This window comes from Pseudomonas lyxosi, assembly GCF_047758685.1.
Lineage (GTDB): Bacteria > Pseudomonadota > Gammaproteobacteria > Pseudomonadales > Pseudomonadaceae > Aquipseudomonas > Aquipseudomonas lyxosi.
On record NZ_CP180481.1, the window covers coordinates 586,452 to 611,019 of the forward strand.

General features: G+C 59.4%; 24 protein-coding genes and 2 pseudogenes. 12 read left to right on the forward strand and 14 right to left on the reverse strand.

Annotation, left to right across the window (positions count from 1 at the left end):
* Positions 1 to 206: 206 nt before the first annotated feature.
* Positions 207 to 938: a helix-turn-helix transcriptional regulator gene (locus ACMXYI_RS02820; protein WP_415771541.1), complete on the forward strand. Its 732-nt coding sequence runs from the start codon at positions 207 to 209 to the stop codon at positions 936 to 938.
* 175 nt (positions 939 to 1,113) lie between these two features.
* Complete coding sequence (locus tag ACMXYI_RS02825; protein WP_415771543.1) at positions 1,114 to 2,238, forward strand: methyltransferase; 1,125 nt, start codon at positions 1,114 to 1,116, stop codon at positions 2,236 to 2,238.
* An 80-nt stretch (positions 2,239 to 2,318) separates the two neighbouring features.
* Here the strand turns inward: ACMXYI_RS02825 and ACMXYI_RS02830 are convergent, their stop codons facing one another.
* Genes ACMXYI_RS02830 through ACMXYI_RS02840 form a run of 3 tightly spaced genes read right to left on the reverse strand, consistent with a single transcriptional unit; the run spans position 2,319 to position 4,997 of the window.
* The gene (locus ACMXYI_RS02830) at positions 2,319 to 2,489 is read right to left on the reverse strand and encodes a DUF2474 domain-containing protein (RefSeq protein ID WP_082555883.1); all 171 of its coding nucleotides are present in this window, start codon (positions 2,487 to 2,489) and stop codon (positions 2,319 to 2,321) included.
* A 57-nt stretch (positions 2,490 to 2,546) separates the two neighbouring features.
* The gene (cydB, locus tag ACMXYI_RS02835) at positions 2,547 to 3,554 is read right to left on the reverse strand and encodes a cytochrome d ubiquinol oxidase subunit II (protein WP_046048761.1); all 1,008 of its coding nucleotides are present in this window, start codon (positions 3,552 to 3,554) and stop codon (positions 2,547 to 2,549) included.
* A gap of 3 nt (positions 3,555 to 3,557) precedes the next feature.
* Complete coding sequence (locus ACMXYI_RS02840) at positions 3,558 to 4,997, reverse strand: cytochrome ubiquinol oxidase subunit I (protein WP_415771545.1); 1,440 nt, start codon at positions 4,995 to 4,997, stop codon at positions 3,558 to 3,560.
* Positions 4,998 to 5,508: 511 nt separating this feature from the next.
* Between ACMXYI_RS02840 and ACMXYI_RS02845 the strand changes: the two genes are divergently transcribed.
* Positions 5,509 to 6,747 (forward strand): MFS transporter, encoded by a 1,239-nt coding sequence (locus ACMXYI_RS02845; RefSeq protein WP_415771547.1) that lies wholly within the window; start codon positions 5,509 to 5,511, stop codon positions 6,745 to 6,747.
* A gap of 22 nt (positions 6,748 to 6,769) precedes the next feature.
* On the opposite strand, the gene ACMXYI_RS02850 is transcribed toward ACMXYI_RS02845, so the two are convergent.
* Both ACMXYI_RS02850 and ACMXYI_RS02855 read right to left on the reverse strand, forming a co-directional pair.
* A complete protein-coding gene (locus tag ACMXYI_RS02850) occupies positions 6,770 to 7,321 on the reverse strand; it encodes a DJ-1 family glyoxalase III (RefSeq protein ID WP_129441039.1) in 552 nt (183 codons plus the stop codon).
* Between the two features lie 66 nt (positions 7,322 to 7,387).
* Positions 7,388 to 7,843 carry a DUF4879 domain-containing protein gene (locus ACMXYI_RS02855; RefSeq protein ID WP_415771548.1) on the reverse strand — a complete coding sequence of 152 codons (456 nt, stop codon included), beginning with the start codon at positions 7,841 to 7,843 and terminating at the stop codon, positions 7,388 to 7,390.
* A 214-nt stretch (positions 7,844 to 8,057) separates the two neighbouring features.
* On the opposite strand from ACMXYI_RS02855, the gene ACMXYI_RS02860 reads away from it, so the two are divergent.
* Together ACMXYI_RS02860 and trmA are read left to right on the forward strand one after the other, a co-directional pair.
* On the forward strand, positions 8,058 to 9,353 hold the full coding sequence (locus ACMXYI_RS02860; protein WP_415759045.1) for an NCS2 family permease: 1,296 nt from the start codon (positions 8,058 to 8,060) through the stop codon (positions 9,351 to 9,353).
* Positions 9,350 to 10,429: a tRNA (uridine(54)-C5)-methyltransferase TrmA gene (gene trmA, locus ACMXYI_RS02865; protein WP_415771550.1), complete on the forward strand. Its 1,080-nt coding sequence runs from the start codon at positions 9,350 to 9,352 to the stop codon at positions 10,427 to 10,429. The genes ACMXYI_RS02860 and trmA overlap by 4 nt, the downstream gene beginning before the upstream one ends.
* Positions 10,430 to 10,483: 54 nt before the next feature.
* Here the strand turns inward: trmA and ACMXYI_RS02870 are convergent, their stop codons facing one another.
* The 3 genes from ACMXYI_RS02870 to ACMXYI_RS02880 all read right to left on the reverse strand — a co-directional run bounded on the left by ACMXYI_RS02870 (position 10,484) and on the right by ACMXYI_RS02880 (position 11,775).
* Entirely contained in the window at positions 10,484 to 10,930 is a 447-nt protein-coding gene (locus tag ACMXYI_RS02870) for a DUF2442 domain-containing protein (protein ID WP_056744646.1), read from the reverse strand.
* Complete coding sequence (locus ACMXYI_RS02875) at positions 10,927 to 11,355, reverse strand: hypothetical protein (RefSeq protein WP_056744643.1); 429 nt, start codon at positions 11,353 to 11,355, stop codon at positions 10,927 to 10,929. Before ACMXYI_RS02875 ends, ACMXYI_RS02870 begins: the two co-directional genes overlap by 4 nt.
* 213 nt (positions 11,356 to 11,568) lie before the next feature.
* A complete protein-coding gene (locus tag ACMXYI_RS02880; protein ID WP_415771552.1) occupies positions 11,569 to 11,775 on the reverse strand; it encodes a tautomerase family protein in 207 nt (68 codons plus the stop codon).
* 173 nt (positions 11,776 to 11,948) lie between these two features.
* Between ACMXYI_RS02880 and ACMXYI_RS02885 the strand changes: the two genes are divergently transcribed.
* The 3 genes from ACMXYI_RS02885 (at position 11,949) to ACMXYI_RS02895 (ending at position 14,301) form a co-directional block, all read left to right on the forward strand.
* Positions 11,949 to 12,860, forward strand: a complete 912-nt coding sequence (locus ACMXYI_RS02885; protein ID WP_095130673.1) for a LysR family transcriptional regulator — start codon at positions 11,949 to 11,951, stop codon at positions 12,858 to 12,860.
* 140 nt (positions 12,861 to 13,000) lie between these two features.
* Positions 13,001 to 13,441 carry a type II 3-dehydroquinate dehydratase gene (gene aroQ / locus ACMXYI_RS02890; protein ID WP_008084592.1) on the forward strand — a complete coding sequence of 147 codons (441 nt, stop codon included), beginning with the start codon at positions 13,001 to 13,003 and terminating at the stop codon, positions 13,439 to 13,441.
* 5 nt (positions 13,442 to 13,446) lie between these two features.
* Complete coding sequence (locus ACMXYI_RS02895; protein WP_415771554.1) at positions 13,447 to 14,301, forward strand: shikimate dehydrogenase; 855 nt, start codon at positions 13,447 to 13,449, stop codon at positions 14,299 to 14,301.
* A 36-nt stretch (positions 14,302 to 14,337) separates the two neighbouring features.
* On the opposite strand, the gene ACMXYI_RS02900 is transcribed toward ACMXYI_RS02895, so the two are convergent.
* Positions 14,338 to 15,015, reverse strand: coding sequence for a TetR/AcrR family transcriptional regulator (locus ACMXYI_RS02900; RefSeq protein WP_415771556.1), 678 nt, complete (start codon positions 15,013 to 15,015; stop codon positions 14,338 to 14,340).
* 102 nt (positions 15,016 to 15,117) lie between these two features.
* Positions 15,118 to 17,019, reverse strand: a complete 1,902-nt coding sequence (quiC, locus tag ACMXYI_RS02905; protein ID WP_415771557.1) for a 3-dehydroshikimate dehydratase QuiC — start codon at positions 17,017 to 17,019, stop codon at positions 15,118 to 15,120.
* Positions 17,020 to 17,472: 453 nt separating this feature from the next.
* Between quiC and ACMXYI_RS02910 the strand changes: the two genes are divergently transcribed.
* Positions 17,473 to 18,774: an MFS transporter gene (locus ACMXYI_RS02910; protein WP_415771558.1), complete on the forward strand. Its 1,302-nt coding sequence runs from the start codon at positions 17,473 to 17,475 to the stop codon at positions 18,772 to 18,774.
* 45 nt (positions 18,775 to 18,819) lie between these two features.
* On the opposite strand, the gene ACMXYI_RS02915 is transcribed toward ACMXYI_RS02910, so the two are convergent.
* The 4 genes and pseudogenes from ACMXYI_RS02915 to ACMXYI_RS02930 form a co-directional block, all read right to left on the reverse strand.
* A complete protein-coding gene (locus tag ACMXYI_RS02915; RefSeq protein ID WP_415771559.1) occupies positions 18,820 to 19,698 on the reverse strand; it encodes a DMT family transporter in 879 nt (292 codons plus the stop codon).
* A gap of 95 nt (positions 19,699 to 19,793) precedes the next feature.
* Positions 19,794 to 19,967 (reverse strand): annotated as a pseudogene (locus ACMXYI_RS02920) (sugar phosphate isomerase/epimerase); the annotation flags it as partial.
* Positions 19,968 to 20,056: 89 nt separating this feature from the next.
* Positions 20,057 to 21,112 (reverse strand): Gfo/Idh/MocA family protein, encoded by a 1,056-nt coding sequence (locus ACMXYI_RS02925; protein ID WP_415771561.1) that lies wholly within the window; start codon positions 21,110 to 21,112, stop codon positions 20,057 to 20,059.
* 113 nt (positions 21,113 to 21,225) lie between these two features.
* Positions 21,226 to 22,002: an IclR family transcriptional regulator gene (locus tag ACMXYI_RS02930; protein ID WP_415771563.1), complete on the reverse strand. Its 777-nt coding sequence runs from the start codon at positions 22,000 to 22,002 to the stop codon at positions 21,226 to 21,228.
* A 198-nt stretch (positions 22,003 to 22,200) separates the two neighbouring features.
* Here ACMXYI_RS02930 and ACMXYI_RS02935 point away from each other — a divergent pair.
* From ACMXYI_RS02935 to ACMXYI_RS02945, 3 genes and pseudogenes are all read left to right on the forward strand, one after another.
* A pseudogene (locus ACMXYI_RS02935) lies at positions 22,201 to 22,500 on the forward strand (aldo/keto reductase); the annotation flags it as partial.
* Between the two features lie 215 nt (positions 22,501 to 22,715).
* Positions 22,716 to 23,606, forward strand: coding sequence for a KPN_02809 family neutral zinc metallopeptidase (gene ypfJ / locus ACMXYI_RS02940; RefSeq protein WP_415771564.1), 891 nt, complete (start codon positions 22,716 to 22,718; stop codon positions 23,604 to 23,606).
* Entirely contained in the window at positions 23,607 to 24,566 is a 960-nt protein-coding gene (locus ACMXYI_RS02945) for an alpha/beta hydrolase (protein ID WP_415771565.1), read from the forward strand.
* The last annotated feature ends 2 nt before the right edge of the window (positions 24,567 to 24,568 follow it).

Consider the following 24,568-nt stretch of genomic DNA (forward strand, 5'->3'; position numbering starts at 1 on the left):
TAACACACCCAAGTCTGATTATAGTAAGCCCGACCTTTCGTTATCTATGCCAGTACTCCATAACGTTAGAACCAGATACTTGCTTAAAAACCGCAAACAAAGCCAAAAAGTCTCACGCGAACATAGGAATCATCCTACACTCGGCTCGTGCCAGATCTTGGATCCAAAAAGGCACCCCCAAGTAACATCACACCTGGAGAGACACAATGGAGCGGTGGAAGGAATCACAACTCACCCAATTATCGCGAACAACGGAGATTGATATTGCCTACCGGATTTCACTGGGCTTCGCGAAAAATATAGGCTTTAAATTTTTCGCCTTTTCAACAACATACCAAACAAAAACTGACCACTTTAATACAGTCCAGCTCAACAACTACCCTACGGACTGGAACATTGAATATGAACAAAAAAATTTCAGCGCAATAGACCCAGTAGTGGCTCACTGCAATCACTCCAGGTTGCCCATCCTTTGGAGCGAAGAACTTTTTTCCAAGACCCCGTGCTTGTGGGATGCGCTTGAGAAACAAGGATTGCAGCACGGCTGGTCACAATCTGTCCATGACGAGGACAGTGGTGTTTGCAGCATTCTGAGCCTGGCCAGAAGCCATTGTCCGATCACTGCGTTTGAGCTGTATGAAAATCTCGGTTTTTCAGTGTTCATCGGGCGCCATCTGCATGCGTTGATCACACAGACACTGCCCAGGAAATCGACAAAGCCACCCGTGCCGCATTTGTCCCCCCGCGAGATCGATGTATTGAGACTGGCGGCTGACGGCAAGACTGCATATGAGAGTGCCAGAATCCTCAATCTCAGCGCACGCACGGTCAATTTTCATGTGCAAAGCGCGATTCTGAAGCTGGGGGTCAATAACAAGATTTCCGCAGTCATCGCCGCCACCAAGGACGGTATTCTCAGTAGCAGCGCGATACGCTGACCCAAAAAACCTGCAAGTAATCCAAAAGAAAAAAACGTACCATTTGCGGTCCGTCTTGAGTGTTGACGTGTGAACCTTCACGACGCAGTACACTCCGACGGTCTCGCCCGCTACAACGCCCTTGGGCCGCGGGACACCTGTTGATGACCCCGTTGATTACCCAGAGCCTCGCCTCATGCCCTTGCTCGAAACACCCTTCGCCCGACTCGACCTGATCCGCCAGCCCGAACAGCAGAACGAACCGCTGCAGGCGTTTGATGCCGCAGACGAATATCTGCTCACCCATCTGGCTGACCAACAGCCCTCGGCCGACACTCGGGTTTTGGTGCTCAACGACAGCTTTGGCGCATTGGCCGCCAGCCTGGCGGGCAAGGTTCAAGTGACCAGCAGCGGCGACTCGTTCCTGGCCTTTCAGGGACTGGAAAAAAATCTGATCCGTAACGGCCAGGCATTTGATGCGGTGCCAAGCGTACCGGCCAGTGAAGCCTTTTCAGGCCCCTTTGACCGGGTACTGATCCGGGTCCCGAAAACCCTCGCCTTGCTGGAAGAACAACTGATTCGTTTGCAGGGTCAACTGGCGCCGGGGGCCCAGGTGATTGCTGCGGCGATGATCAAGCATTTGCCCCGAGCCGCGGGCGATCTGCTGGAACGCTACATCGGCCCGGTGCAAGCCTCGTTGGCGGTGAAGAAGGCTCGGCTATTGATCGCGACCGCCGAGGTCAAAGCACCCGTCGTGTCCCCCTACCCGACCCGTTATCGACTCGACGCCCCTGAGATCGAACTGCTGAATCACGCCAATGTGTTCTGCCGCGAAGGGCTGGATATCGGCACGCGAGCGTTTTTGCCGCACCTGCCAAAGAACCTCGGCTCAGCACGGGTTGCCGACCTCGGTTGTGGCAACGGGGTGTTGGCCATCGCCAGCGCCCTGCAAAACCCAGAGGCCCACTACACGCTCGTGGACGAGTCGTTCATGGCAGTGCAATCGGCAGGCGAAAACTGGCGCGCGGCGCTCGGTGACCGGGAAGTGGTTGTGCGTGCCGATGATGGTTTGGCGGGTCAGGAACCTCAGTCGCTGGACGTTGTGCTGTGCAACCCGCCGTTTCACCAACAACAAGTCGTCGGTGACTTCCTGGCCTGGCGCATGTTTCAGCAGGCCCGAGAGGCGCTGGTGGTAGGCGGCGCGTTGTACATCGTCGGCAACCGTCATCTGGGGTATCACAGCAAGCTCGCGCGGTTGTTCCGCGGCGTCGAGCAAGTGGCGGCCACACCTAAATTCGTGATCCTTAAAGCCCGAAAATAATCCCAGAAAAAAAACCCTCCAGCAAAGGAGGGTTGTAAATCCGTGCCGCAAGGCAACGGGATGGGATCAGGTGCAGAAATTCAGTGGGTCGTCAGACCTGCGGCATTCATGAACATGCGCATCAGGCTGGCCACGATGAACAGCGCCACAACGCTGCCGGTCCAGATCATCGCCAGCCAGCCGAGTCGCTGCCAGAGCGGCTTTTTCTCTGCGGCTTCGATTTCCTGCAAGGAATGTTTACCCGCCTTCATCGCAATCTCCTCTGACGAAATGACGCAGGTCTCAGCCCTGCGCCACTGTCGCGTGCTCTAGTGATAGCCATCTTCGTGGGTGACCTTGCCGCGGAACACGTAGTAGCTCCAGAAGGTGTAACCCAGGATGAACGGGATGATGAACAACGTGCCCACCAGCATGAAGCCCTGACTTTGCGGCGGTGCGGCGGCGTCCCAGATCGAGATCGACGGCGGCACGATGTTCGGCCACAGGCTGATGCCCAGACCGCTGTAGCCGAGGAAGATCAGCACCAGCGTCAGCAGGAATGGCGTGTAGTGCGCATTGCGAGCCACCGCGCGGATCAGACCGTACATGGTCACCAGCACCAGAATCGGCACCGGCAGGAACCAGAACAGGTTCGGCAGGGTGAACCAGCGAGCGGCAATCTCGGCGTGGGCCAGCGGGGTCCAGATGCTGACGATACCGATCACTGCCAACACCACGAAAGCCAGCGGTCGAGCCAGGTCATGCATCTGCTCCTGCAACTTGCCTTCGGTCTTCATGATCAGCCAGGTGCAACCGAGCAGCGCATAAGCCACTACCAGCGCCAAGCCGCAGAACAGGGTGAACGGCGTCAACCAGTCCAGTGAGCCACCGGCAAATTGGCGATTGACCACCGGCAACCCATCAATGAACGCACCTAACGCAACGCCCTGGAAAAAGGTGGCGGCGACCGAGCCACCGATGAACGCCTTGTCCCAGAGATGGCGCTTGTCGTCCCTGGCCTTGAAGCGGAACTCGAAGGCCACGCCGCGGAAGATCAGCCCGATCAGCATAAAAATCAGCGGCAGGTACAACGCCGAGAGCACCACCGAATAGGCCAGCGGGAAGGCCCCGAACAACGCGGCGCCCCCCAGTACCAGCCAGGTTTCATTGCCGTCCCAGACCGGCGCGACGGTGTTCATCATGACGTCACGATCGGTCTTGCCCGGAATGAACGGGAAGAGAATCCCGATCCCCAAATCAAAACCGTCCATGACCACGTACATCATGATGCCGAAGATGATGATCACGGCCCAGATCAGCGGAAGATCAATACCCATGAGTCAAATCTCCTTGGTCAGGCTGGGATCGTGGTCGGCGTCGGCGGGATCGTCGGCTGCGGATAGCGGACGGGCCGGCGTGCGTTTCTTGCCTGGACCACCCTCGGGTGTTTCCGCCCCTTCGTTGATCTTCGGCCCTTTGCGCACCAGGCGCATCATGTAGCCCAGACCGGCACCGAACAGCGCGAAATAGACCACGACAAACATGATCAACGTGATGCTCATCTGCATGACGCTGTGATTGGAAGACGCATCCGCCGTGCGCATCAGGCCGTAGACCACCCACGGCTGACGGCCGATTTCAGTGGTGAACCAGCCGGCGAGGATCGCGATCAGGCCGGATGGCCCCATCCACAACGCCAGGTACAGGAACGGCCGCGAGGTATAGAGCTTGTCGCGTTTACGCAGCCACAGGCTCCACAGACCGGTGAAGATCATCAGCATGCCCAGACCCACCATGATCCGGAACGACCAGAACACGATGGTCGAATTCGGCCGGTCTTCAGGCGGGAATTCCTTGAGCGCCGGGACCTGTTTGTCCAGCGAGTGCGTGAGGATCAGGCTACCCAGGTACGGAATCTCTACCGCGAATTTGGTCCGCTCTTCTTTCATGTCCGGCCAGCCGAACAGGATCAGCGGGGTCGGCTCATCGCCATGGTTTTCCCAGTGGCCTTCAATCGCAGCGATTTTCGCCGGCTGATGCTTGAGCGTGTTGAGGCCGTGGAAGTCACCGATGACCGCTTGAATCGGCGCCACGATCAAGGCCATCCACATGGCCATCGAGAGCATGGTACGGATCGCCGGGTTGTCCTTGCCGCGCAGTAAATGCCAGGCCGCCGAGGAACCGACGAAGAAAGCAGTCGCGACAAACGCCGCCGTCGACATGTGTAACAGACGGTAAGGGAACGACGGGTTGAAAATCACCGCCAGCCAGTCCACTGGAATGACCTGGCCGTTGACGATTTCGTAGCCTTGCGGGGTCTGCATCCAGCTGTTGGAAGCGAGAATCCAGAAGGTCGATATCAGTGTGCCGATGGCGACCATGACCGTGGCGAAGAAGTGCAGATTGCGCCCGACCTTGTTCCAGCCGAACAGCATGACACCGAGGAAACCGGCTTCGAGGAAGAAAGCAGTGAGCACTTCGTACGTCAGCAGCGGCCCGGTCACGGAGCCGGCGAAGTCCGAGAAGCGACTCCAGTTGGTGCCGAACTGATAGGCCATGACCAGCCCGGAGACCACGCCCATGCCGAAGTTGACCGCAAAGATCTTCGACCAGAAGTGGTACAGGTCGCGGTACGTGTCGTTATGGGTTTTCAGCCACAGGCCTTCGAGCACCGCCAGGTAACTCGCCAGGCCAATGGTGATGGCGGGAAATAGAATGTGAAACGAAATGGTGAACGCGAACTGCATCCGGGCGAGATCAAGTGCCTCCAAACCGAACATAAGTCTTCCTCTGTCAGGTAATACCGGCTGAAGGCTTGTGGCCTACACCCACTGCCCCCACGGATATGGAGTGTGGCGAATTTGAATTCGTTCTTTTTTTACAAACATCACAACGTAGGGAGTCTGGCCATCTGGCCGCCGGATCAATTCCACGAGCGGTCTTGATCTGGATCAAGCAACGTTAAAAGAGTAGTCCCATTTTTGACGATGGACGGTGTGGTCTTTTGCCGCGTGACAGGTTGCCTCATACCGTCGCCGGCAGCCCTGTAGCAGCTGCCGAAGGCTGCGTTCGACTGCGCAGCAGTCGCAAACCCGGCTGGCTCGGATTAACTGATACACCCTCCGCGCCTGATTTCACGACTGCTGCGCAGCCGAACGCAGCCTTCGGCAGCTGCTACAAGGTTTATGAACCCCGATCGGTGTCTAGCTAACGAAATTTCCCAGCCCTGCAACTTTTGGTTACAGCTTGGTGATAATCTCGGCCCTCCCCTCGCTCAAGACCGGCCCTCAGATGCCCAGCCAAGCGCCCTTGCTGTTACGTCATCACCGCCCATTTATCGCGTTCTGGCTGGCTCGGGTGTTTACCGCCAGCGGTTTTCAGATGCTCACGGTGGCCATTGGCTGGAACCTCTACCAACTGACCGGCAATGTGCTCGATCTGGGTCTGGTCGGTCTGGTGGAGTTCGCCCCGCGGGTGCTGTTCATGCTCCACACCGGGCATGTCGCGGACCGCTATGACCGGCGCAAGGTCGCGGCAATCTGTCAGTCCCTGCAAGCGTTGATCGCCCTGTCGCTGGCCATCGGCAGCGCGACCGACAATGTCACCCGGGAGATGATCTTCATCCTCGCGTTCCTGCTCGGTGCCGCCCGCTCCTTCGAGATGCCGACCACTCAGGCCCTGTTGCCGAGCATCGTGCCCAGCGCGCTGTTTCCCCGCGCGGTCGCCGCCGCCCAATCCGCACAGCAATCGGCGACTATCGTTGCCCCGGCCCTCGGTGGGTTGCTTTACGCCTTCGGCAGCGTCTGGGTCTATGGCCCGACGGTGATCCTCTACATCATCGCCTGCATGCTGATGCTCAACCTGCCTGCACGGCAGACACCACTGAACAAGGGCAAGGCAACCCTGGATTCGCTGCTGGCGGGCATCCGCTTCATTCGTAGTCGTCCGGACATTCTCGGGGCGATTTCTCTGGATCTGTTTGCCGTCCTGCTCGGTGGCGCGACGGCGCTGCTGCCGGTGTTCGCCAAGGACATTCTGCTGACCGGCCCTTGGGGCCTGGGCCTGCTGCGTTCGGCGCCGGCAGTCGGTGCGCTGCTGATGTCGCTGTACTTGGCGAGATTTGCCGTGGAACGCAAAGTCGGACGGGTCATGTTCACCGCTGTGGGTGTGTTCGGTGTCGCGACCATTGCGTTCGGCCTGTCGACCTCGTTCTGGTTTTCCCTGGCGGTGTTGGTGGTGTTGGGCGCGGCGGACATGATCAGCATGGTGATCCGCGCCTCCTTCGTGCAACTGGAAACCCCGGATGAAATGCGCGGCCGGGTCAGTGCCGTGAACGGTTTGTTCATCGGCGCTTCGAACCAGTTGGGCGAGTTTGAATCCGGCTTGACCGCCCATTGGTTCGGCACTGTGCCGGCCGTGGTCATGGGCGGTATTGGCACATTGGTGGTGACCGGGGCGTGGATCAAACTGTTCCCGACCCTGGCCAACCGCGACCGCATGCATGTGGCGGTGGAAGAAGTGAAGGCTTGAAGCAGTTTGCCCAGGGCACTCTCTAGACCACCAACTCCCCCGCCACCGCCGCTCGCCTGGCTTTGCCGCAGAGTTGTTCCACCAGCGTCAGGGCGAATTGCAATGCCGCCCCTGAACCTTGGGCAGTGATGCAGTTGCCATCGACCACCACCGGTTGATCGACGAAGTTGCAGCCCAACAGTTGATGGCTGGCCGATGGCAGGCAGGTCATACGCCGCTGACGCAATACGCCAAAGGCTTGCAGCGCCAGCGCCGGGGCCTCGGCGATACCGGCGAACAGGCGCCCGGCCGCCGCCTGATCCTTGATCAATTGTTGCAGGGGTTGATGCGCCGCCAGATGTTGCGCCCCCACGGCACCACCGGGCAGGACGATCAGGTCGAACGGCTGGGCCAGCACGTCTACCAGCATCGCATCGGACGTCACTCGGGTGCCGCGCGCGCAGGTGAGCATGCGCCGTCCCTCGATGCTGGCCACCACCACTTCAACCTTGGCACGGCGCAGCACATCGATCAGGGTCACTGATTGCAGGTCATCGATGCCCTCGGCGAGGGTAATCAGAGCTCTAAAGGTCATGGGCGCAGTCCACTGGATGATCTTTAAAGCGTAGTCAGCTTTCCTGCCCCTTGTTCGAGCCCGCCGTTACTTGATGTAAAGCTGCGTCGACAGCGTATTGCCTGGCGCGTTGATCGACGTGTTACTGAACGTGAACGTGCCTTCCTGTTTACCCGCCAGATCGAAGACATACAGATAGCCGACGGTTTTTTTCCCGACGGTGCAATCGGTCAGATTGCCGTTATCAAAAGCACAGACCGGGGTCCGGGTGCCGTTCACCTCAAAACCGTCCAGCCCGACATGCGCGCCACGACCGTAACCGACTTCCAGCACGTAGACCTTGATGTTCGGTCCGCTGTGATTGCAGCGGGTTTGCTCTTGCCCCTGCGCAATGTCTTCAAAGCCGCACCCTGGCGACTCGACCTTGAGTACCTTCACCTGACTCAACGGCGCCGCCGATGCAGCCGAAGCGGTGTGTGCCCCCAGGAACATGGTGATCGCCACTGCGAATACGGTAATCAGACGTTTATTCATGCAATACATAAGTACCCCCAAAACCAGCACGCAGTATGGCTCACTTGGCTTTTGCGCAAAACATCGACGACGATCGCAGCCATAAGCAGCCATAGCCCCACGCTGCTGGTATGATGCGCGGCTTTTTCCGACCCACAGAAAATTACCAGGCGCCTGCAGCGGCCTGTGCTTTGCTGTTGAGGTCGATACATTCACGGCGCCTGGCGCGCCACGGGGAGCAGACATGCTGGAAAGGCTGTTTCAACTCAAGGCACACAACACCAACGTGCGGACCGAGATTCTGGCGGGCTTCACGACCTTTTTGGCCATGGCCTACATTCTGTTCGTCAACCCGAGCATCCTCGGCGAGACCGGCATGGACAAGGGCGCGGTGTTCGTCGCCACGTGTCTGGCAGCCGCCATCGGCTCCACGGTGATGGGCCTGATCGCCAACTACCCGATCGCACTCGCGCCGGGCATGGGCTTGAACGCCTTCTTTACCTACACCGTGGTCCTGCACATGGGCCACACCTGGCAAGTGGCGCTGGGTGCGGTATTCATCTCGGCGGTGCTGTTCTTCCTGCTGTCGATCTTCCGCATCCGCGAATGGATCATCAACAGTATCCCGTTGCCGCTGCGTTCGGCGATTGCCGCCGGCATCGGCCTGTTCCTGGCCCTGATCGCCCTGCATAACGCGGGCATCGTGGTGAGCAACCCGGCAACCATGGTCGGCCTCGGCGACTTGAAACAACCGGCCCCGATCCTCGCGACCCTCGGTTTTGCCCTGATCGTAGCGCTTGAAGCGCTGAAAGTGCGCGGCGCGGTACTGATCGGCATTCTGGCAGTGACCATCGCTTCGATCGTGATGGGCTTTACTCCGTTCGGCGGCGTGATGTCGATGCCGCCGTCGTTGGCCCCGACCTTCCTGCAACTGGACATCAAAGGTGCCCTGGACGTCGGTCTGGTCACCGTGATCTTCTCCTTCCTGTTCGTCGACCTGTTCGACAACTCCGGCACCCTGATCGGCGTCGCCAAGCGCGCGGGCCTGATGGGCAAGGATGGCCACATGCCGAAAATGGGTCGCGCCCTGATCGCCGACAGTACCGCGGCCATGGCCGGTTCGCTGCTGGGCACTTCGACCACCACCAGCTACATCGAATCCGCAGCCGGCGTGAGTGCCGGTGGCCGCACCGGCCTGACCGCTGTTGTCGTGGCGATTCTGTTCCTGTTGGCGCTGTTTTTCTCGCCATTGGCGGCCAGCGTTCCAGCCTTTGCTACCGCACCTGCGCTGCTGTTCGTCGCGGTATTGATGACATCCGGCCTGGCCGAAATAGACTGGGACGACATCACCGTCGCCGCACCGGTCGTGGTCACTGCTCTGGCCATGCCGTTCACTTATTCCATCGCCAACGGCATCGCCTTCGGTTTCATCTCCTGGACCGCAATCAAGTTGCTGTCCGGCCGCGGCCGTGAGCTGAACTCGGCACTGGTGATTCTGTCGATTCTGTTCGTGATCAAGTTGGGTTGGTTCAACGCATGACTTTTGATTCCAAGGCTTACGCCGTTCAGCTCGAAGAGAAGGTCACGCGCCTGCGTGACCTGTTGACCCCGTTCGGTGCGCCAGAACCTGCGGTGTTCGACTCGCCGCTGAAAAACTTCCGCCTGCGCGCCGAATTCCGCCTGTGGCGCGAAGCCGGTGAGCGTCACTACGCGATGTTTTCCCAGGAAGACAAGCGCACGCCGATCCTGATCGAAGAATTCCCGATCGCCAGCCTGCGCATCAACGAGTTGATGCCGCAGCTGAAGGCAGCATGGCAAGCCAGTGCGGCCCTGAGCCACAAGCTGTTTCAGGTGGAGTTCCTGACCACCCTGGCCGGCGATGCGATGATCACGCTGTGCTATCACCGCCCGCTGGACGAGCACTGGCACGCGGCGGCTTCGAAGCTGGCAGCCGACCTGAACGTCAGCATCATCGGCCGTTCCAAGGGCAAACGCGAAGTGATCGGTCACGATTACGTGGTCGAGCAGATGGACGTCGGCGGTCGCACCTTCAGCTATCGCCAGCCGGAAGGCGCGTTCACCCAGCCCAACGGCACCGTGAACCAGAAGATGCTCAACTGGGCTTACGACTCGCTCGGCGATCGCTCCGACGATTTGCTGGAGCTGTATTGCGGCAACGGCAACTTCACCCTGCCGCTCGCGACGCGCGTACGCAAAGTGCTGGCCACCGAAATCAGCAAGGCGTCGGTCAACGCCGCGTTGAGCAATCTCAGCGAAAACGCTGTGGATAACGTCACCCTGGTGCGCTTGTCCGCCGAGGAGCTGACCGAAGCCCTGAACGAAGTTCGTCCTTTCCGTCGTCTGCACGGTATCGATCTGAAGAGCTACGAGTTCGGTAGCGTCTTCGTCGATCCGCCTCGCGCCGGCATGGATCCGGACACCTGCGAGCTGACCCGTCGCTTCGACAACATCCTCTACATCTCCTGCAACCCGGAAACCCTGGCGGCCAACATCGCCCAGTTGCACGACACCCATCGCATCACCCGATGCGCAATGTTCGACCAGTTCCCGTGGACCCATCACATGGAATCCGGGGTGTTGTTGACCCGTCGGTAATTGCCGGTGCCAGATACAAATCAGCCGTCATCACGACGGCTTTTTTGTGCGTGCTTAAAGGGTGATATCTGTCTTGCGCGGACGCCCGCCCTTACGGCCATTCGCCCGCGCAGCCTCTGCTTTGGCGGCGCTGCTTTGGCGACCATTACGCGAGGCGATGACAGACGCGGCCATATCCATCAGCGGCTTGCTGGCCGAAACCATCCCGGCGATGGAGACCTGCAGATCCTTGCCCTCGTGGCAAAGGGCAGTCCCGGAAAAACCGACTTTCAGGTCTGCGAAATCCTCGACGTCGAAATCATCGAACTCCGGATAGTGCTGCACGGGCAACAGCACGCCACTGCCATCAATGAAATTGACCGCCAGGCACGGTTCCACAAAGGTCACCGAAGTCGCCCGCAGACCGCCTTTGTGGCGCACCTGGCCACGCTGGATGGCTTCATCCAGCACGGCTTCGGTTACGGGCCGATCCACCAACATTTTTGCTGTTATCGTTTTCATAGTTCGATCTCCACGCCCTCCGGAACGCCCATCAGCGCCAACAGGGTCTTGTTCGTCTCGGGCTCATAGCAAGCCGAGCCAATCATGCAGGTCGTACTGGCGACCCTTTTTACCACCACGACTTCGCTGGTTTGCCAGTCCCATATCTGATGATCGAGACAGACCGTGTGCAGCTTGTCCCACCAGATACACCGAGCGCGGCGCAAATGAGCGGGTTGTCCGAGCGCGTGACGCAACCCTTCCAGCACCGCCACAGGTGGCCTGCGAGAATGAGGCACCACGTCCCATAGCTCGACACTGTTGTGCCAGAAGCTGAATTTGAAGCGCGCACTCCAGGTTCCGGCATCCACATGTGCATGCGGCGGGCAGTGCTCATCGCGCAACATGATCACCATTGAAAACCCTTTGTAGCTGAATAATCTCATGCTAACCCATCCGTTAGGTTAATGAGCCCGAAGACCCGACATTCCCTGGAAAATCCGATAACTGGCGCTGTGTTGAATCATCACTGCGACTTTTGAGACTAGCGCCAAGGCTCGGCTTGGGCCGGCGGATGACGGCGCAAATTGGTAAGCAATCCTTTCCTCGTGCCTACAAAAAAGCCGTCCTGAGGACGGCTTTCCTGGTTTTCTACACAATCACTGAGGCTGATTTTTTCGGTACTCGGTCGTGGTCATTCCGGCGTAACCCCAATTATCCGTGTCGACTTCCTCGATCACGATGTGGGTCAGCTCCGGAGGCTTGCCGAGTACTCGCTGCAAGGTGTCGGTGATTTCGGCAATGACCTGGGCTTTCTGCTCCCGGGTAACGCCGTCACGGGTAATACGTACGCTGACGAAAGGCATGATGTTGCTCCTGTCCGGAGATTAAAGAAGACTGACCGCTTGCCGCTGATCCCGCCGTCCACTGCCCACAAAACCACAGGTGAATCGGCGCCGCTCAAGTAAAGCACCGCTTCGACAAATTCATCTACAGTGGCGAAATTCAGTCCTTCATTTGATCCCCGGTGTAATCAATCATGCAGCGACAATTCGACGATCTTCAGCTGGGCAGCATCGAACTGTTTTGTCTGGCGGCCGAAGCCGGCAGTTTTACCGCCGCCGCGCTGGTCGCTGGCGTGACGCCCGCAGCTGTGAGCCGTTCGGTGTCGCGCATGGAGGAACGGCTGGGCGTGCGGTTGTTCGCCCGCACCACCCGCAGCGTCAAACTGACCGACAGTGGTCGGCGGTATTACGAGGAATGTCGTCAGGCGCTCGCGCAACTGGTCGAGGCCCAGCGCGAGGTCATGGGCCAGCAGCAACAGCCGTCCGGCACCTTGCGCATCAGCATTCCCACCACCTATGCCCATCACCGGATTCTGCCGTTGTTGCCGGCTTTTCGGGCACGCTTTCCAGCGGTGAAGGTCGAGTCGCACATCAGCAATCGCAACATCGATTTCGTCGGTGAAGGCTATGACATGGCGATCCGCGTGCGGGCGATTCCGGATTCCGGCCTGATCGCCCGACAGTTGGAAGATGCCGCGCTGGTGATGATTGCCAGTCCTGATTACCTGAAGCACGCGGGCATTCCACAAACGCTGGATGATCTTAAACAGCACGAGTGCATCCAGTACGAATTGCCCAGCAGCGGTCGGCGGATTGCCTGGCTGTTCAACGACAATGGCGTGCACCGGGAGATTCTGGCCGAAGGCAATCTCAGTTGTTCCGACGATGTGCTGGGCGGCGTGACCCTGGCCAAACATGGCGCGGGTCTGTTCCAGACCTATCGCTTCATCGTCGAAAACGAATTGGCCGATGGTTCGCTGGTGGAAGTGCTCAAGCCGTATGGCGGACGCTCGCGACCGTTCACCCTGCTCTACCCGCAAACTCGCCATATGCCGTTGCGTTTGAGGGCGTTCATCGATTTTCTGGTGGAGCATCTGCCCCGCTAAAAAGCCAAAACCGTCCGATCACCGCACACAAAAACCCTGCGAGCCGCCTCTTCAATTGACCAAATTAACCAGCTAGTACAATTTATCTCCACAGGCTGAAACCCTCGGCCAATGCCAAAAAAATAAGTGGAGATACCCCGATGCCCCCTATCGTTCTGGTGCTCAACGGCCCGAATCTGAACCTGCTCGGCACCCGCGAACCGGCGACCTACGGCCACGAAACCCTGGCCGACATCTCAGCGTTGTGCGGTCGTGCCGCCGAAGAATTCGGCCTGGCGGTGGAGTTTCGCCAGACCAATCATGAAGGCGAACTACTCGACTGGATTCACGCCGCGCGCGGCCGTTGCGCCGGGATCGTCATCAACCCGGCCGCCTGGACCCACACCTCGGTCGCGATCCGCGATGCCCTGGTCGCCAGCGAATTGCCGGTGATCGAAGTCCACCTGTCCAACGTTCATGCCCGCGAGCCCTTCCGCCACCACTCTTTTGTGTCGGCCATCGCCACGGCGGTGATGGCCGGTTTCGGCAGCCACGGCTATCGCCTGGCGCTGGAGCATTTCAGTCAACGTTTGAAGGGGTGAAGGCCGTGGCTCAGACAAACGCTGTACTGGCCGGACTGATCGGCGCCGGCATCCAGGCTTCTCGCACCCCGGCGCTGCACGAGCATGAAGGCGATGCCCAGGGTTTGCGTTACCTCTATCGCCTGATCGATCTGGACCAGTTGAAACTCGACAGCGGCGCCCTGCCCGACCTGTTGATGGCCGCCGAGCGGATGAACTTCACCGGCCTGAACATCACCTTTCCGTGCAAGCAGACGATCATCCCGCTGCTCGACGAGTTGTCACCAGAAGCCCGTGGCATTGGGGCGGTGAACACGGTCGTGCTGAAGGACGGCAAACGCATCGGCCACAACACCGATTGCCTGGGGTTCGCCGAGGGTTTTCGTCGTGGCTTGAAGGGCGTTGCCCTTGAACGCGTCGTGCAAATGGGTGCCGGTGGCGCTGGCGCGGCAGTGGCCCACGCATTATTGAGTGAAGGCGTACAGCTGCTGACTATTTTCGACGTGGAGATCAGCCGTGCCCAGAGCCTGGCGGACAATCTCAATCAACATTTCGGCATCGGCCGGGCTGTGGCGGGCCATGACTTGCCGAGCACCCTGGCCCAGGCTGACGGTCTGGTGAACACCACCCCCATGGGCATGAAAAAACTGCCGGGCATGCCAGTGCCGGTGGAACTGCTGCGAGGTGAATTGTGGGTGGCGGAGATTGTTTACTTCCCGCTGGAAACCGAGCTGCTGCGCAACGCCCGCGCGTTGGGTTGCCGCACGCTGGATGGCGGTAACATGGCCGTGTTTCAGGCGGTGAAGGCGTTTGAATTGTTCAGCGGCGTGGTGCCGGATGCGCAGCGGATGCTCGAGCATTTTCAGAGCATGAATGGCTGAACGGAGGTGGCGAGGGGACAATCCCCTCACCCCACATCAGGCCTGCAGATACCGCAAAACCGACTCGCAAATCATCTCTCGATGACGCTGCTTGATGCTTTCGTCCGGCAAATCGATCTGAAAAATCTCACCGAAGGTATGGCGGTTCGACACGCGATAGAAGCAGAACGAGCTGATCAGCAGATGCACATCCAACGGCTCGAGCCCCGCGCGGAACACGCCTTCCTCAGCACCGCGACGCAAAATCTCGCCCAGTGAATCGAGAATGGTGTTGTTCATCGCCTTGATCGTATCGGAGCGTTTCACGTACTCAGCGTTGTGGATGTTCTCAATGCTGACAATCCGCACAAAGTCGACGTTGCGATCATGGTGATCGAAGGTGAACTCCACCAGCCGCCGAATCGCTTCCACCGGCGCCAGTTCGGTAAGGTGCAGACGGTTTTCGGTGCTGCGGATATCGCCGTAGAGTTTCTCCAGCACCTCGACGTAGAGCTGTTCCTTACTGCCGAAGTAGTAATAGATCATGCGTTTTGAGGTGTGGATGCGCTCGGCAATCGCATCGACGCGAGCGCCGGAAAGCCCCTGCTGGACGAACTCGACAATCGCCTCTTGAAGGATGTTCTCGCGGGTCTTTTCCGGGTTGTTCTTGCGACTCTTGCGCGGCTCGACAATCGGCTCGTCGGGCACTGCGGAGAGTTCTGAAGTTATCGTCATTGCGGGCTCACGGCCATCACTGGACAGGTTGGCGATTATGGGCCGCACCGCACAGTGAAGGAAGTCGCGCGGCGGCGGTTTGTCCCCGTGTTTACGATTTTCCTACAACTTTGCCTGACGTACGGCACCGCTTCGAGACTTGGCCATCGCCGCCAGTCGTACCGCGACGTTGGCTGCGCCGTAACCTGCGTAGCCGTTCTTGCGCTGGATGATCTCGAAGAAGAAGCGTCCTTCGAACGGTTCGGTATACACATGGAACAGCTCGCCACCCTGGGCATCGCGGTCGTAGAGCACGTTGTAATAGGCCAGTTCGCTGAGGAACTCGTCGTCGAAATCGAACCGCGCGGCGAGGTCATCGTAGTAATTGAGCGGGATATCCAGCAACGGTACGCCCGCCTCCTTGGCCCGGCTGACTTCGGCAAAGATGTCGTCGCAATCGAAGGCGATGTGATGCACGCCGGAGCCGCGATAACTCGACAGTGCATGTGAGATTGCGGTGTTGCGGTTCTCGGAAATGTTCAGCGGCAGGCGGATCGAACTGTCCCGGCTGCGCAGCGCCCGACTCTTTACCAGGCCATACGGATCAGGCAGCACCACTTCATCGTCGGCTTCGAAATCCAGCAGGCTTTTATAGAACAGCACCCAACTGTCGAGGCTGTCGGCCGGCAGCGCCATGGCCATGTGGTCGATACGCTTGAGGCCGCCACTGGCTACGGCGGCGGGTTGCAGATTGAAGTCGGTGCCGTAGACGTCGGCGTCTTGGTCCACCAGATAAATCAGGCTGCCATCCGGCGCACGCACCGCGGCGAGTTCCAGTTCATTGGGGCCGACCAGTCCGCGATACGGCTGACCTTTGTAAGCCACGGCCCGGGCCAGAGCGCTGGCGCTGTCCTTGACCCGCACGGCAGTGGCGCACAGCGAGGGGCCGTGAGCTTCGAAAAAACTGTGGGCGAAGGAATAGGGTTCGGAATTCAGGATCAGGTTGATATCACCCTGACGCAGCAGGCTCACGCTCTTGGAGCGATGCTGGCCGGCTTTGACAAAACCCAGCCGTTCCAGCCAGTGGGACAGCTTGGCGCCAAGGCTTTCGTCCACGGCGAACTCGAGAAATTCGATGCCGTTGTACTCGCTGGCCTTGGGCGTCTCGAACAGAATGTCGGGGTTGACCGTTGGTTTGGTTTCCTGCGCCAGACGCTCGCGGGTTTTCTCTTCCAGGTACAGCAACGAGCGCAAACCGTCGGCAGCATTGGCCCGTGGCGGCGCGGCGCGGAAGCCGTCATTGAAGATCTCAAGCGACAACGGCCCGGTGTAACCGCTCTTGATGATCGGCGCGAGGAACCCCGGCAGATCGAATTCGCCTTGGCCGGGGAAACAGCGGAAATGCCGACTCCACTCCAGCACGTCCATGGCCAGGATCGGCGCGTCGGCCATTTGCACGAAGAAAATCTTGTCGCCGGGAATCTCGGCAATCGCGCTCGGATCACCCTTGAGTGACAGCGTGTGAAAGCTGTCCAGCAATACGCCAAGGTTTGGGTGATCGGCCTGACGGACGATGTTCCACACCTGTTGATAAGTGTTCACGTGGCGGCCCCAGGCCAGCGCTTCGTAGCCGATCCTCAGGCCACGCGCACCGGCGCGTTCAGCCAGCAGGCGCAAGTCCTCGACTAAAATCTGTTCATCGCCGATGGCATCGGCCGAAGCGTTGCTGCACACCAGCACCAGGTCGGTGCCCAGTTCCTGCATCAGGTCGAATTTGCGCTCGGCCCGCTCCAGGTTGCGCGGCAGGCGGTCGCGGCGGCAGCCTTCGAAATCCCGGAAGGGTTGAAACAGCGTGATCGCGATCCCGAGATCGGCGCACATCTGTTTGATTTCCCGCGGGCTGCCGTCGTAGTAGAGAAGGTCATTCTCGAAAATCTCCACCCCGTCGAAACCGGCGGCGGCGATGGCTTCAAGTTTTTCCGGCAGGGTACCGCTCAAGGACACGGTGGCAATGGAACACTGCATATTTCGACTCCCGGTGGTGGAGACAATCTTGTTATCGACATCGCACGCTTTTATGTAGCAGCTGGCGAAGCCTGCGTTCGGCTGCGAAGCAGTCGTAAACCCTGTGCACGCGGTTTACCTGCAAGACCGCATCGCCTGATTTCACGACTGCTTCGCAGCCGAACGCAGGCTTCGCCAGCTGCTACAGGGATCGCGTTTAACTTGGGGTGGATTATTGGCCGGTCGAATCGACACAGCAATTCAAAGTGTACTACCCGGTTAGTTTTGCGTGCGATTATCGAACACAATGGCCCTTGGCGAATTGACGATTTTTCGTCCACTGCGCAACATCGACTCCACATTGAGCCCGGTCACACACATCGGTCTCGGTGACCAAAGACCCAGAACACCACATAAAAATAATCGGTGGCCTACATGACTCCTTCTCAAAGCTCTCCCGTGGAGCGTTCCTCCATGACTCCTGCCACTGACGGCATCGGCGACAAGATCCGCGGCGCGATGGCGGTTGGCAAAACCCGTTGGGGCATGCTGGCGCTGGTGTTCTTCGCCACCACCCTGAACTACATCGACCGCGCCGCACTGGGCGTGATGCAGCCTATCCTGGCCAAGGAAATGAGCTGGACGGCGATGGACTACGCCAACATCAACTTCTGGTTCCAGGTCGGCTACGCCATCGGTTTCGTGCTGCAAGGCCGATTGATCGATCGGGTTGGCGTCAAGCGCGTGTTCTTCTTCGCCGTGCTGCTCTGGAGCCTGGCGACCGGTGCCCATGGCCTGGCCACTTCGGCCGTCGGCTTCATGGTCTGCCGATTCATTCTGGGTCTGACGGAAGCCGCCAACTACCCGGCGTGCGTGAAGACCACCCGGCTGTGGTTCCCGGCCGGCGAACGCGCCGTGGCCACCGGCATCTTCAACGCCGGGACCAACGTCGGTGCGATGTTCACCCCCATGTTGTTGCCGCTGATCCTGCATGTCTGGGGCTGGCAGGCGGCGTTCCTGTGCATGTCGGCACTGGGCGGGATCTGGTTGCTGTTCTGGGGCTTGAAGTACTTCAACCCGGAAGATCACCCGAGCGTTAAACAATCGGAACTGGATTACATCCAGAAGGAAGTCGAGCCGGAACAATCCCGCGTACCGTTCTCGAAAATCCTGCGAATGCGTGGCACCTGGGCCTTCGCCCTGGCTTACGCGATTACCGCGCCGGTGTTCTGGTTCTACCTCTACTGGCTGCCGCCGTTCCTCAATCAGCAATACAACCTGGGGATCAACGTGACCCAGATGGGTATCCCGCTGATCATCATTTACCTCACTGCCGATTTCGGCAGCGTCGGCGGCGGGATCCTGTCCTCGTTCCTGATCGGCCGCGGGGTCAACCCGATCAAGGCGCGGCTGATGTCCATGTTCCTGTTCGCCTGCTGCATCGTCGGCGTGATCATGGCGGCGGGTTCGAGCAGTCTGTGGGTCGCGGTGTTCGCCATCTCCCTGGCCATCGGTGCGCACCAGGCCTGGACCGCGAACATCTGGAGCCTGGTGATGGACTACACGCCTAAACACATGATGAGTACGGTGTTCGGCTTCGGCGGCATGTGCGCGGCCATCGGCGGGATGTTCATGACTCAGTTGGTCGGCCACATTCTGACGATCACCAACAACAACTACACCGTGCTGTTCACCATGATTCCGGCGATGTATTTCATCGCGCTGATCTGGATGTACTTCATGGCACCGCGCAAGATTCCTACCGTCACCCCGTAAAACCCTTCCCCCGGCAGGCCTGATTCCAGGCCTGCCCTGCTTCTCTCACCGACGACTCTGCTGCCAGGCTGCCGCCAACCCGCTGCAACAAATCACCGCGATTCCGACCACGGTGGTCAGGGTCGGCGTGTGAGAAAACAGCAACCAGCCCAGCAAACCGGCAAAGACAATCTGGCAGTAACCGAACGGCGCCAACAACGCCGGGGCGGCATGGCGGAAGGCTTGTGTCAGAAACAGGTGAGCCGTCATCCCGCAGGCGCCCAGCGCCACCATCATGAATCCATGCCCCAGGCTCGGTACTTGCCAGAAGAATGGCACCAGCGCGCTCATCACCAAGGTGTTGCACAGCCCGGCGAAGAAGTTGCTGGTGGTCGGGCTATCGATGTTGCTGAGCTTGCGGGTGAGCAACTGATAGAAGCAGAAAAACAGCGCCGAGCAGAGCGGCAGCAACACCGCCGGGGTAAAGAGTTCTCCGCCAGGATGGACGATGATCAACACGCCGACAAATCCGCAAATCACCGCAATCCACTGGCCACGCGTGACGTGCTCGCGCAGCAGTGGCACCGACAGCGCAGTCACCAGAACCGGCGCAAGAAAGTTGACCGCCGTAGCTTCGGCCAAAGGGATGTACTGCAAGCCGGTGGTGAAAAACAGACTGGTGCCCAACAGGCACAACGCCCGCAACAGCTGAAGTAACGGCCGTTTGGTTCGTAGGACACCCAGCCCGGATTGCGGCAGGAAAATCCCGGCCATCAGTAAGGTGTGAACCAGATAACGGGCCCACACCACCATGACGATCGGGTAGAACCCTGAGAGATATTTCGAAAAGGCGTCGTGACTGGAAAACAGGAAGGTTGCAACGACGATCAGCAGAATCCCTTTGAAGGGTCGGTTTACGCCGGAGAGCGGAGTGCTGACGGTCATTCGGTATCCCTTTTGTTTTGCATCAACTATTTAAAAGCATCCCTTACAGCTGCGCTAACAACTCATGGGTTTTACTCAACGCCATCCGCGCCCGGGCGCAGAACTTCCGCCATGTCCGTCGGCCGTGGCCCGGCAACGTCGCAGACTTGGGCATACCGTAACCGTGACGGGGCAACCCTGGCCAGGTCTTCCAGCCGTGAACCCGAACGGTAGAAGTGAAACGCGTCCACCAACACCGCGCCGTTTTCACGCCCCGCGTTTTCACCAGCCTGTGCTGCCACTTCGACCATCTCCGGTGGTGACAATTCCAGCACCGTCAGGCTGGCCAGGGAAAAGATCCGATCGTTCCTGTTCATGTTCAACCCTCGATCAAGGTCGGTGCGCAGGCACGGCCGGTTTCGGCGGCCTCGCGTATCGCTTCAATCAGCGCCAACGTGCGGGCGGCATCGGCGACGCTCACCAACGGCTCGACTTCCCGACGCGCCACGCGCACGAAATGCTGCAACTGCAAACGCAAGGCTTCATCGGCGCTGAAGCTTTCCTGCACCGACAGCAACGGTTGATGCCATCCCCCATCGGTGTCGGCGTAGTGCCAACGCTTAAGTTGCGGAATGCTCAACGCACCACCGGTCCCGGCCAGCAGATAACACGGCTGATCGGCCTGACGTGGGTACGCCGGGTTCTCGCCGGAGTCCAGCTCCCAGCTCCAGGGCGCCGCGACCGCATCGGAACCAGTCAGGCTACCCAGCGCGCCGCTGTCGAATTGCAGCAACACCGCCGCGCAATCTTCGTTAGCAAAACCGCGCACCGCATTGCTGGTGATCGCCTGAACCTGCCGCACCTCGCCACACAAATGCCGGAGCAGATCGAGGTCGTGAATCAGATTGGTCAGCAACATTCCCGCGCCGGGTTCGCGGCGCCAGGACGTCTCGAAATAGCTGTCGGGTTTGCGCAATTGCCAGAGCGCGGTCACCGTCGTCAGCCGGCCCAACGCGCCGCTTTGCACCAGTTCATGGGCGCGGACGATCAGCGGATTGTGCCGGCGATGATGACCGACCAGCACGGGAACGCCCGTGGCTTTCGAAGCGGCGACCAGCTCGTGGACTTCATCCCTGTGCACGCCCACCGGTTTTTCCAGCAGGACCGGCACGCCGACAGCGAGGCAATCGAGAGCAGTGCTGACGTGCAGCGTATTCGGGTTGGCGACGATCACCGCGTCTGGCTTCACCTGCTCCAACATCTGACGGTGATCAGCGAAGTACGCCACGCCCCACTCGGCCGCCAGACCCACTGCTTGCGGACCCGGATCGGCCACTGCGCACAAGGTCGCTTCCGTCAGGGATTGCAGATGCTGGTAGTGCTGCTGGCCCATGTTGCCAGCCCCGATCAGGGCAATACGCAGGGGTGAACTCATCGTGCGGTCCTCTTGTGATTATTGTTGGAAGGGCGAATTCCAATAATTTAGAACCTTGTTCCAGATTCTTACACAAGCAAACCAAAAAAGTGTGCGAACAACGCACACATCAATCAGCTGAACAGCTCCGACGCCAGACTGGCCGCCGACAGCTCCTCGGTAAACTTCAACAACAGCGGCGCCAACTCATGCAATCGCGCCCCCGGCATCCGCGCGCTCGGCCCGGCGATGCTCAGCACACCGATGACTCGGCCATCACTCGGATGTCGCACCACCGCAGCAATCGCCGAGGTGCCCACCGCCGAACTTTCCTCGACCCAGGCATAACCCTGCTCCCGCGCCATACGCAGGCGCTCCAGCAATTCGATGTTGGAACGCGGTGCATTCGGCCCAAGGTCCTTCGGCCGCTCGCCACCCTGCCGTTCGACCAGGGACAGCGCCTCGGCATCGCTCATACACGCCAGCCACGCATGCCCCGACGCGGTGTAAAACAAAGGCGCATCGCGGCCCATGTCCGGGTCGTAGCGCAGGCCGGAACGGGCACCCTGGGATTTGGCGATCCAGATCTGCCGCTCACCTTCAATCACCCCAAGCCGCACCAGTTCACCGGTTTCCTGGGCGAGGCGATCAAGCACCGGTTGGACAATATCCGCGCCGCTACCCGACAGGTAACGGAAACCCATGGCCACCAGTTTGGTCGACAGGTGATACCGCAGGTTTTCCGGATTCTGTCGCACATAACCCAGCCGAATCAGCTCGGCGAGCAACCGGTGAGTCGCGCTTTTGGGAATATCCAGTTGCTCCGCCAGCGTCTGCATCGGCAGGCCACGAGGGTCACTGGTGAGGCTTTCAAGCACGCTGAAAACACGTTCGATCTGACTGCCGGCCATGGGAGGTTCCACACAAAATTTGTCCGATTCTAGAAGACAACCGACCGAATGCGAAATCTGGAACCCGCTGTCCGATAACCGCCCGCTTTACCTGGTGAACGGTTGCCGAGCTCGATTACGCCACTATATTTTCTGGAATCAAATTCTAAAAAATACAAATCGCTGGAGCCTTAAACAATGCCTGCCGAATCGGCACACCTGGCGCTGACGGCCTACACACCACTGGCCCGCAACAAGGTCTCGGACATCCCGCAAATCCAGCAGATCGCCGCCAAGCACGGAGTCCTGCCAACGCAAGTGGCACTCAAGTGGCTGCTTGATCAGCCGAACGTGGCCGCCATTCCAAAAGCCAGCAGCCAGGCCAATCAACTGGCCAACCTGGCAGCGCTCGACGTGAATCTGGATGACGAAGACCGAACGCTGATCGCCGGTTTGTCCAAATGCGAACGCCACGTCAATCCAGACTTTGCGCCAGTGTGGGATGCGTTCGACCAGTGATTCCCTCGAAGCAGGCGGTCGCCTGCTCGATAAAAACCCGTCGCGTGAAGGAATTAGATGGGTTGTCCGTGTTCAATACGAGTCTGGAAGACTCCCGGCCACCCCCCACAGGTTGCCGGGGAGGCTGCTGTGCGCAACAAAAGATGGACGACCGGACTGGCGCCGCTCCCACTCAGCAGCAACACTCATCCCACGGACAATCAGAGGGTTCCCACATGCTATGGAAAAAAGGCCGACGCAGCGACAACGTGGTCGATGCCCGTGGAGATGATGTCGGCGGCGGTGGCGGGATGCGCTTCGGTGGCGGCAAGGGTCTGAGCCTGACGGCGATTATCTTGATCGTCGGGATCGGCTGGATCACCGGCCAGGACCCGATGCAAATCCTCGGGCAACTGACCGGGCAAATGAGCGAGCAATCGGCACCGGCGCCGACTCAAACCCGCAAGGCGCCGCCGGCCACTGATGAAGGAGCCGAGTTCGTGCGTTCGATCCTCGGCGATACCGAAGACACCTGGGGTCAGATTTTCCAGCAGGCCGGTCGTCAATATAAAGACCCGACCCTGGTGCTGTTCAGTGGCCGCGTCAACTCGGCGTGCGGCCTGGCCTCTTCGGCGACCGGCCCGTTCTATTGCCCGGCCGACCAGAAGGTCTACCTGGACATGAGTTTCTTCCAGGAAATGTCCCAACGTTTTGCCGCCGCTGGCGACTTCGCTCAGGCCTACGTGATCGCTCACGAAATCGGACACCATGTGCAGACCTTGCTCGGTGTTTCCGCGAAGATTCAGACCGCCCGCCAACAGGGTCAGCAGATGGAAGGCGACGGCGGTTTGCTGGTACGCCAGGAACTGCAGGCCGATTGCCTGGCCGGAGTCTGGGCCAACAATGCGCAGAAACGGCTGAACTGGCTGGAGCCCGGTGACATCGAAGAAGCCTTGAATGCTGCCAACGCCATCGGCGATGACCGCTTGCAACAGCAAGGTCAGGGTCGTGTGGTCCCGGATTCGTTTACTCATGGTACGTCGGCGCAAAGGGTGCGCTGGTTCAAAACCGGATTCGCGCAAGGCCAGGTCGGCCAGTGCGATACCTTTGCAGCGAAAAACCTATAAATGAATAAGTGGCTGTTAGCTCTACTGATCACCTGCGCAAGCGCTCAGGCTGCCGAGCATGCGGTCAAGGAAGTCAGCACCGGACGCCTGCTGTTGACTTCAGGTGAAATCGCGGTGGGCATCGGCCCGGCGCCGACGAAAATCGAACGTGTGCTGATCATCATCCATGGTCGATTGCGCAATGCCGTTACCTATCGCCAGAGCGCCGTGCGCGCGGCCGAACAGGCCGGACAAAGTACGAGCACCCTGGTGATCGCCCCGCAATTTCTCAATGACACCGACGTCGCGGCCCATCCCGTGGCTGACAGCGTATTGCGCTGGCAGGGCAATGACTGGATGGCGGGCGGTTTATCTACCGCTCCGTTTTCCATGAGCTCCTACGCGGCACTCGACGAAATCATCGCCCGAATCGGCGATCGGAAGCAGTTTCCGGACGTGAAGCAGATTGTCATTGCAGGTCACTCCGGCGGCGCTCAGGTGGTGCAGCGATACGCGTTGCTGGGCCACGATCAGCCAGCGCTCAAGGCGGCCGACATACAGGTGCGTTACGTCATTGCCAATCCGTCGTCTTATGCGTACTTCGATGAACGACGACCGGTGGCGTTCAAACACGCCGGTTGCCCGAACTTCAATCGCTGGAAGTACGGGATGACGGATTTGCCCGCCTATGCCAAAGGGCAAACCGCCAAGCAGCTGGAGGAAAACTACGTCAAACGTGATGTCGTTTATCTACTCGGGCAACAGGACAGCGACCCGAAGCAGCCGGCGCTGGATAAAAGCTGTGAGGCCCAAGCTCAGGGAGCCAATCGATTGGCTCGCGGGCGCAATTATTTTGCTTCTCTGAAACGGCTGCATCCTCAAGGTTTGAATCAGCAACTGATTGAAGTGCCCGGGGTCGGGCATGACGGGGATGGGATGTTTAATTCGCCGCAGGGGCAGAAGGCGTTGTTCGGACAGTGAAT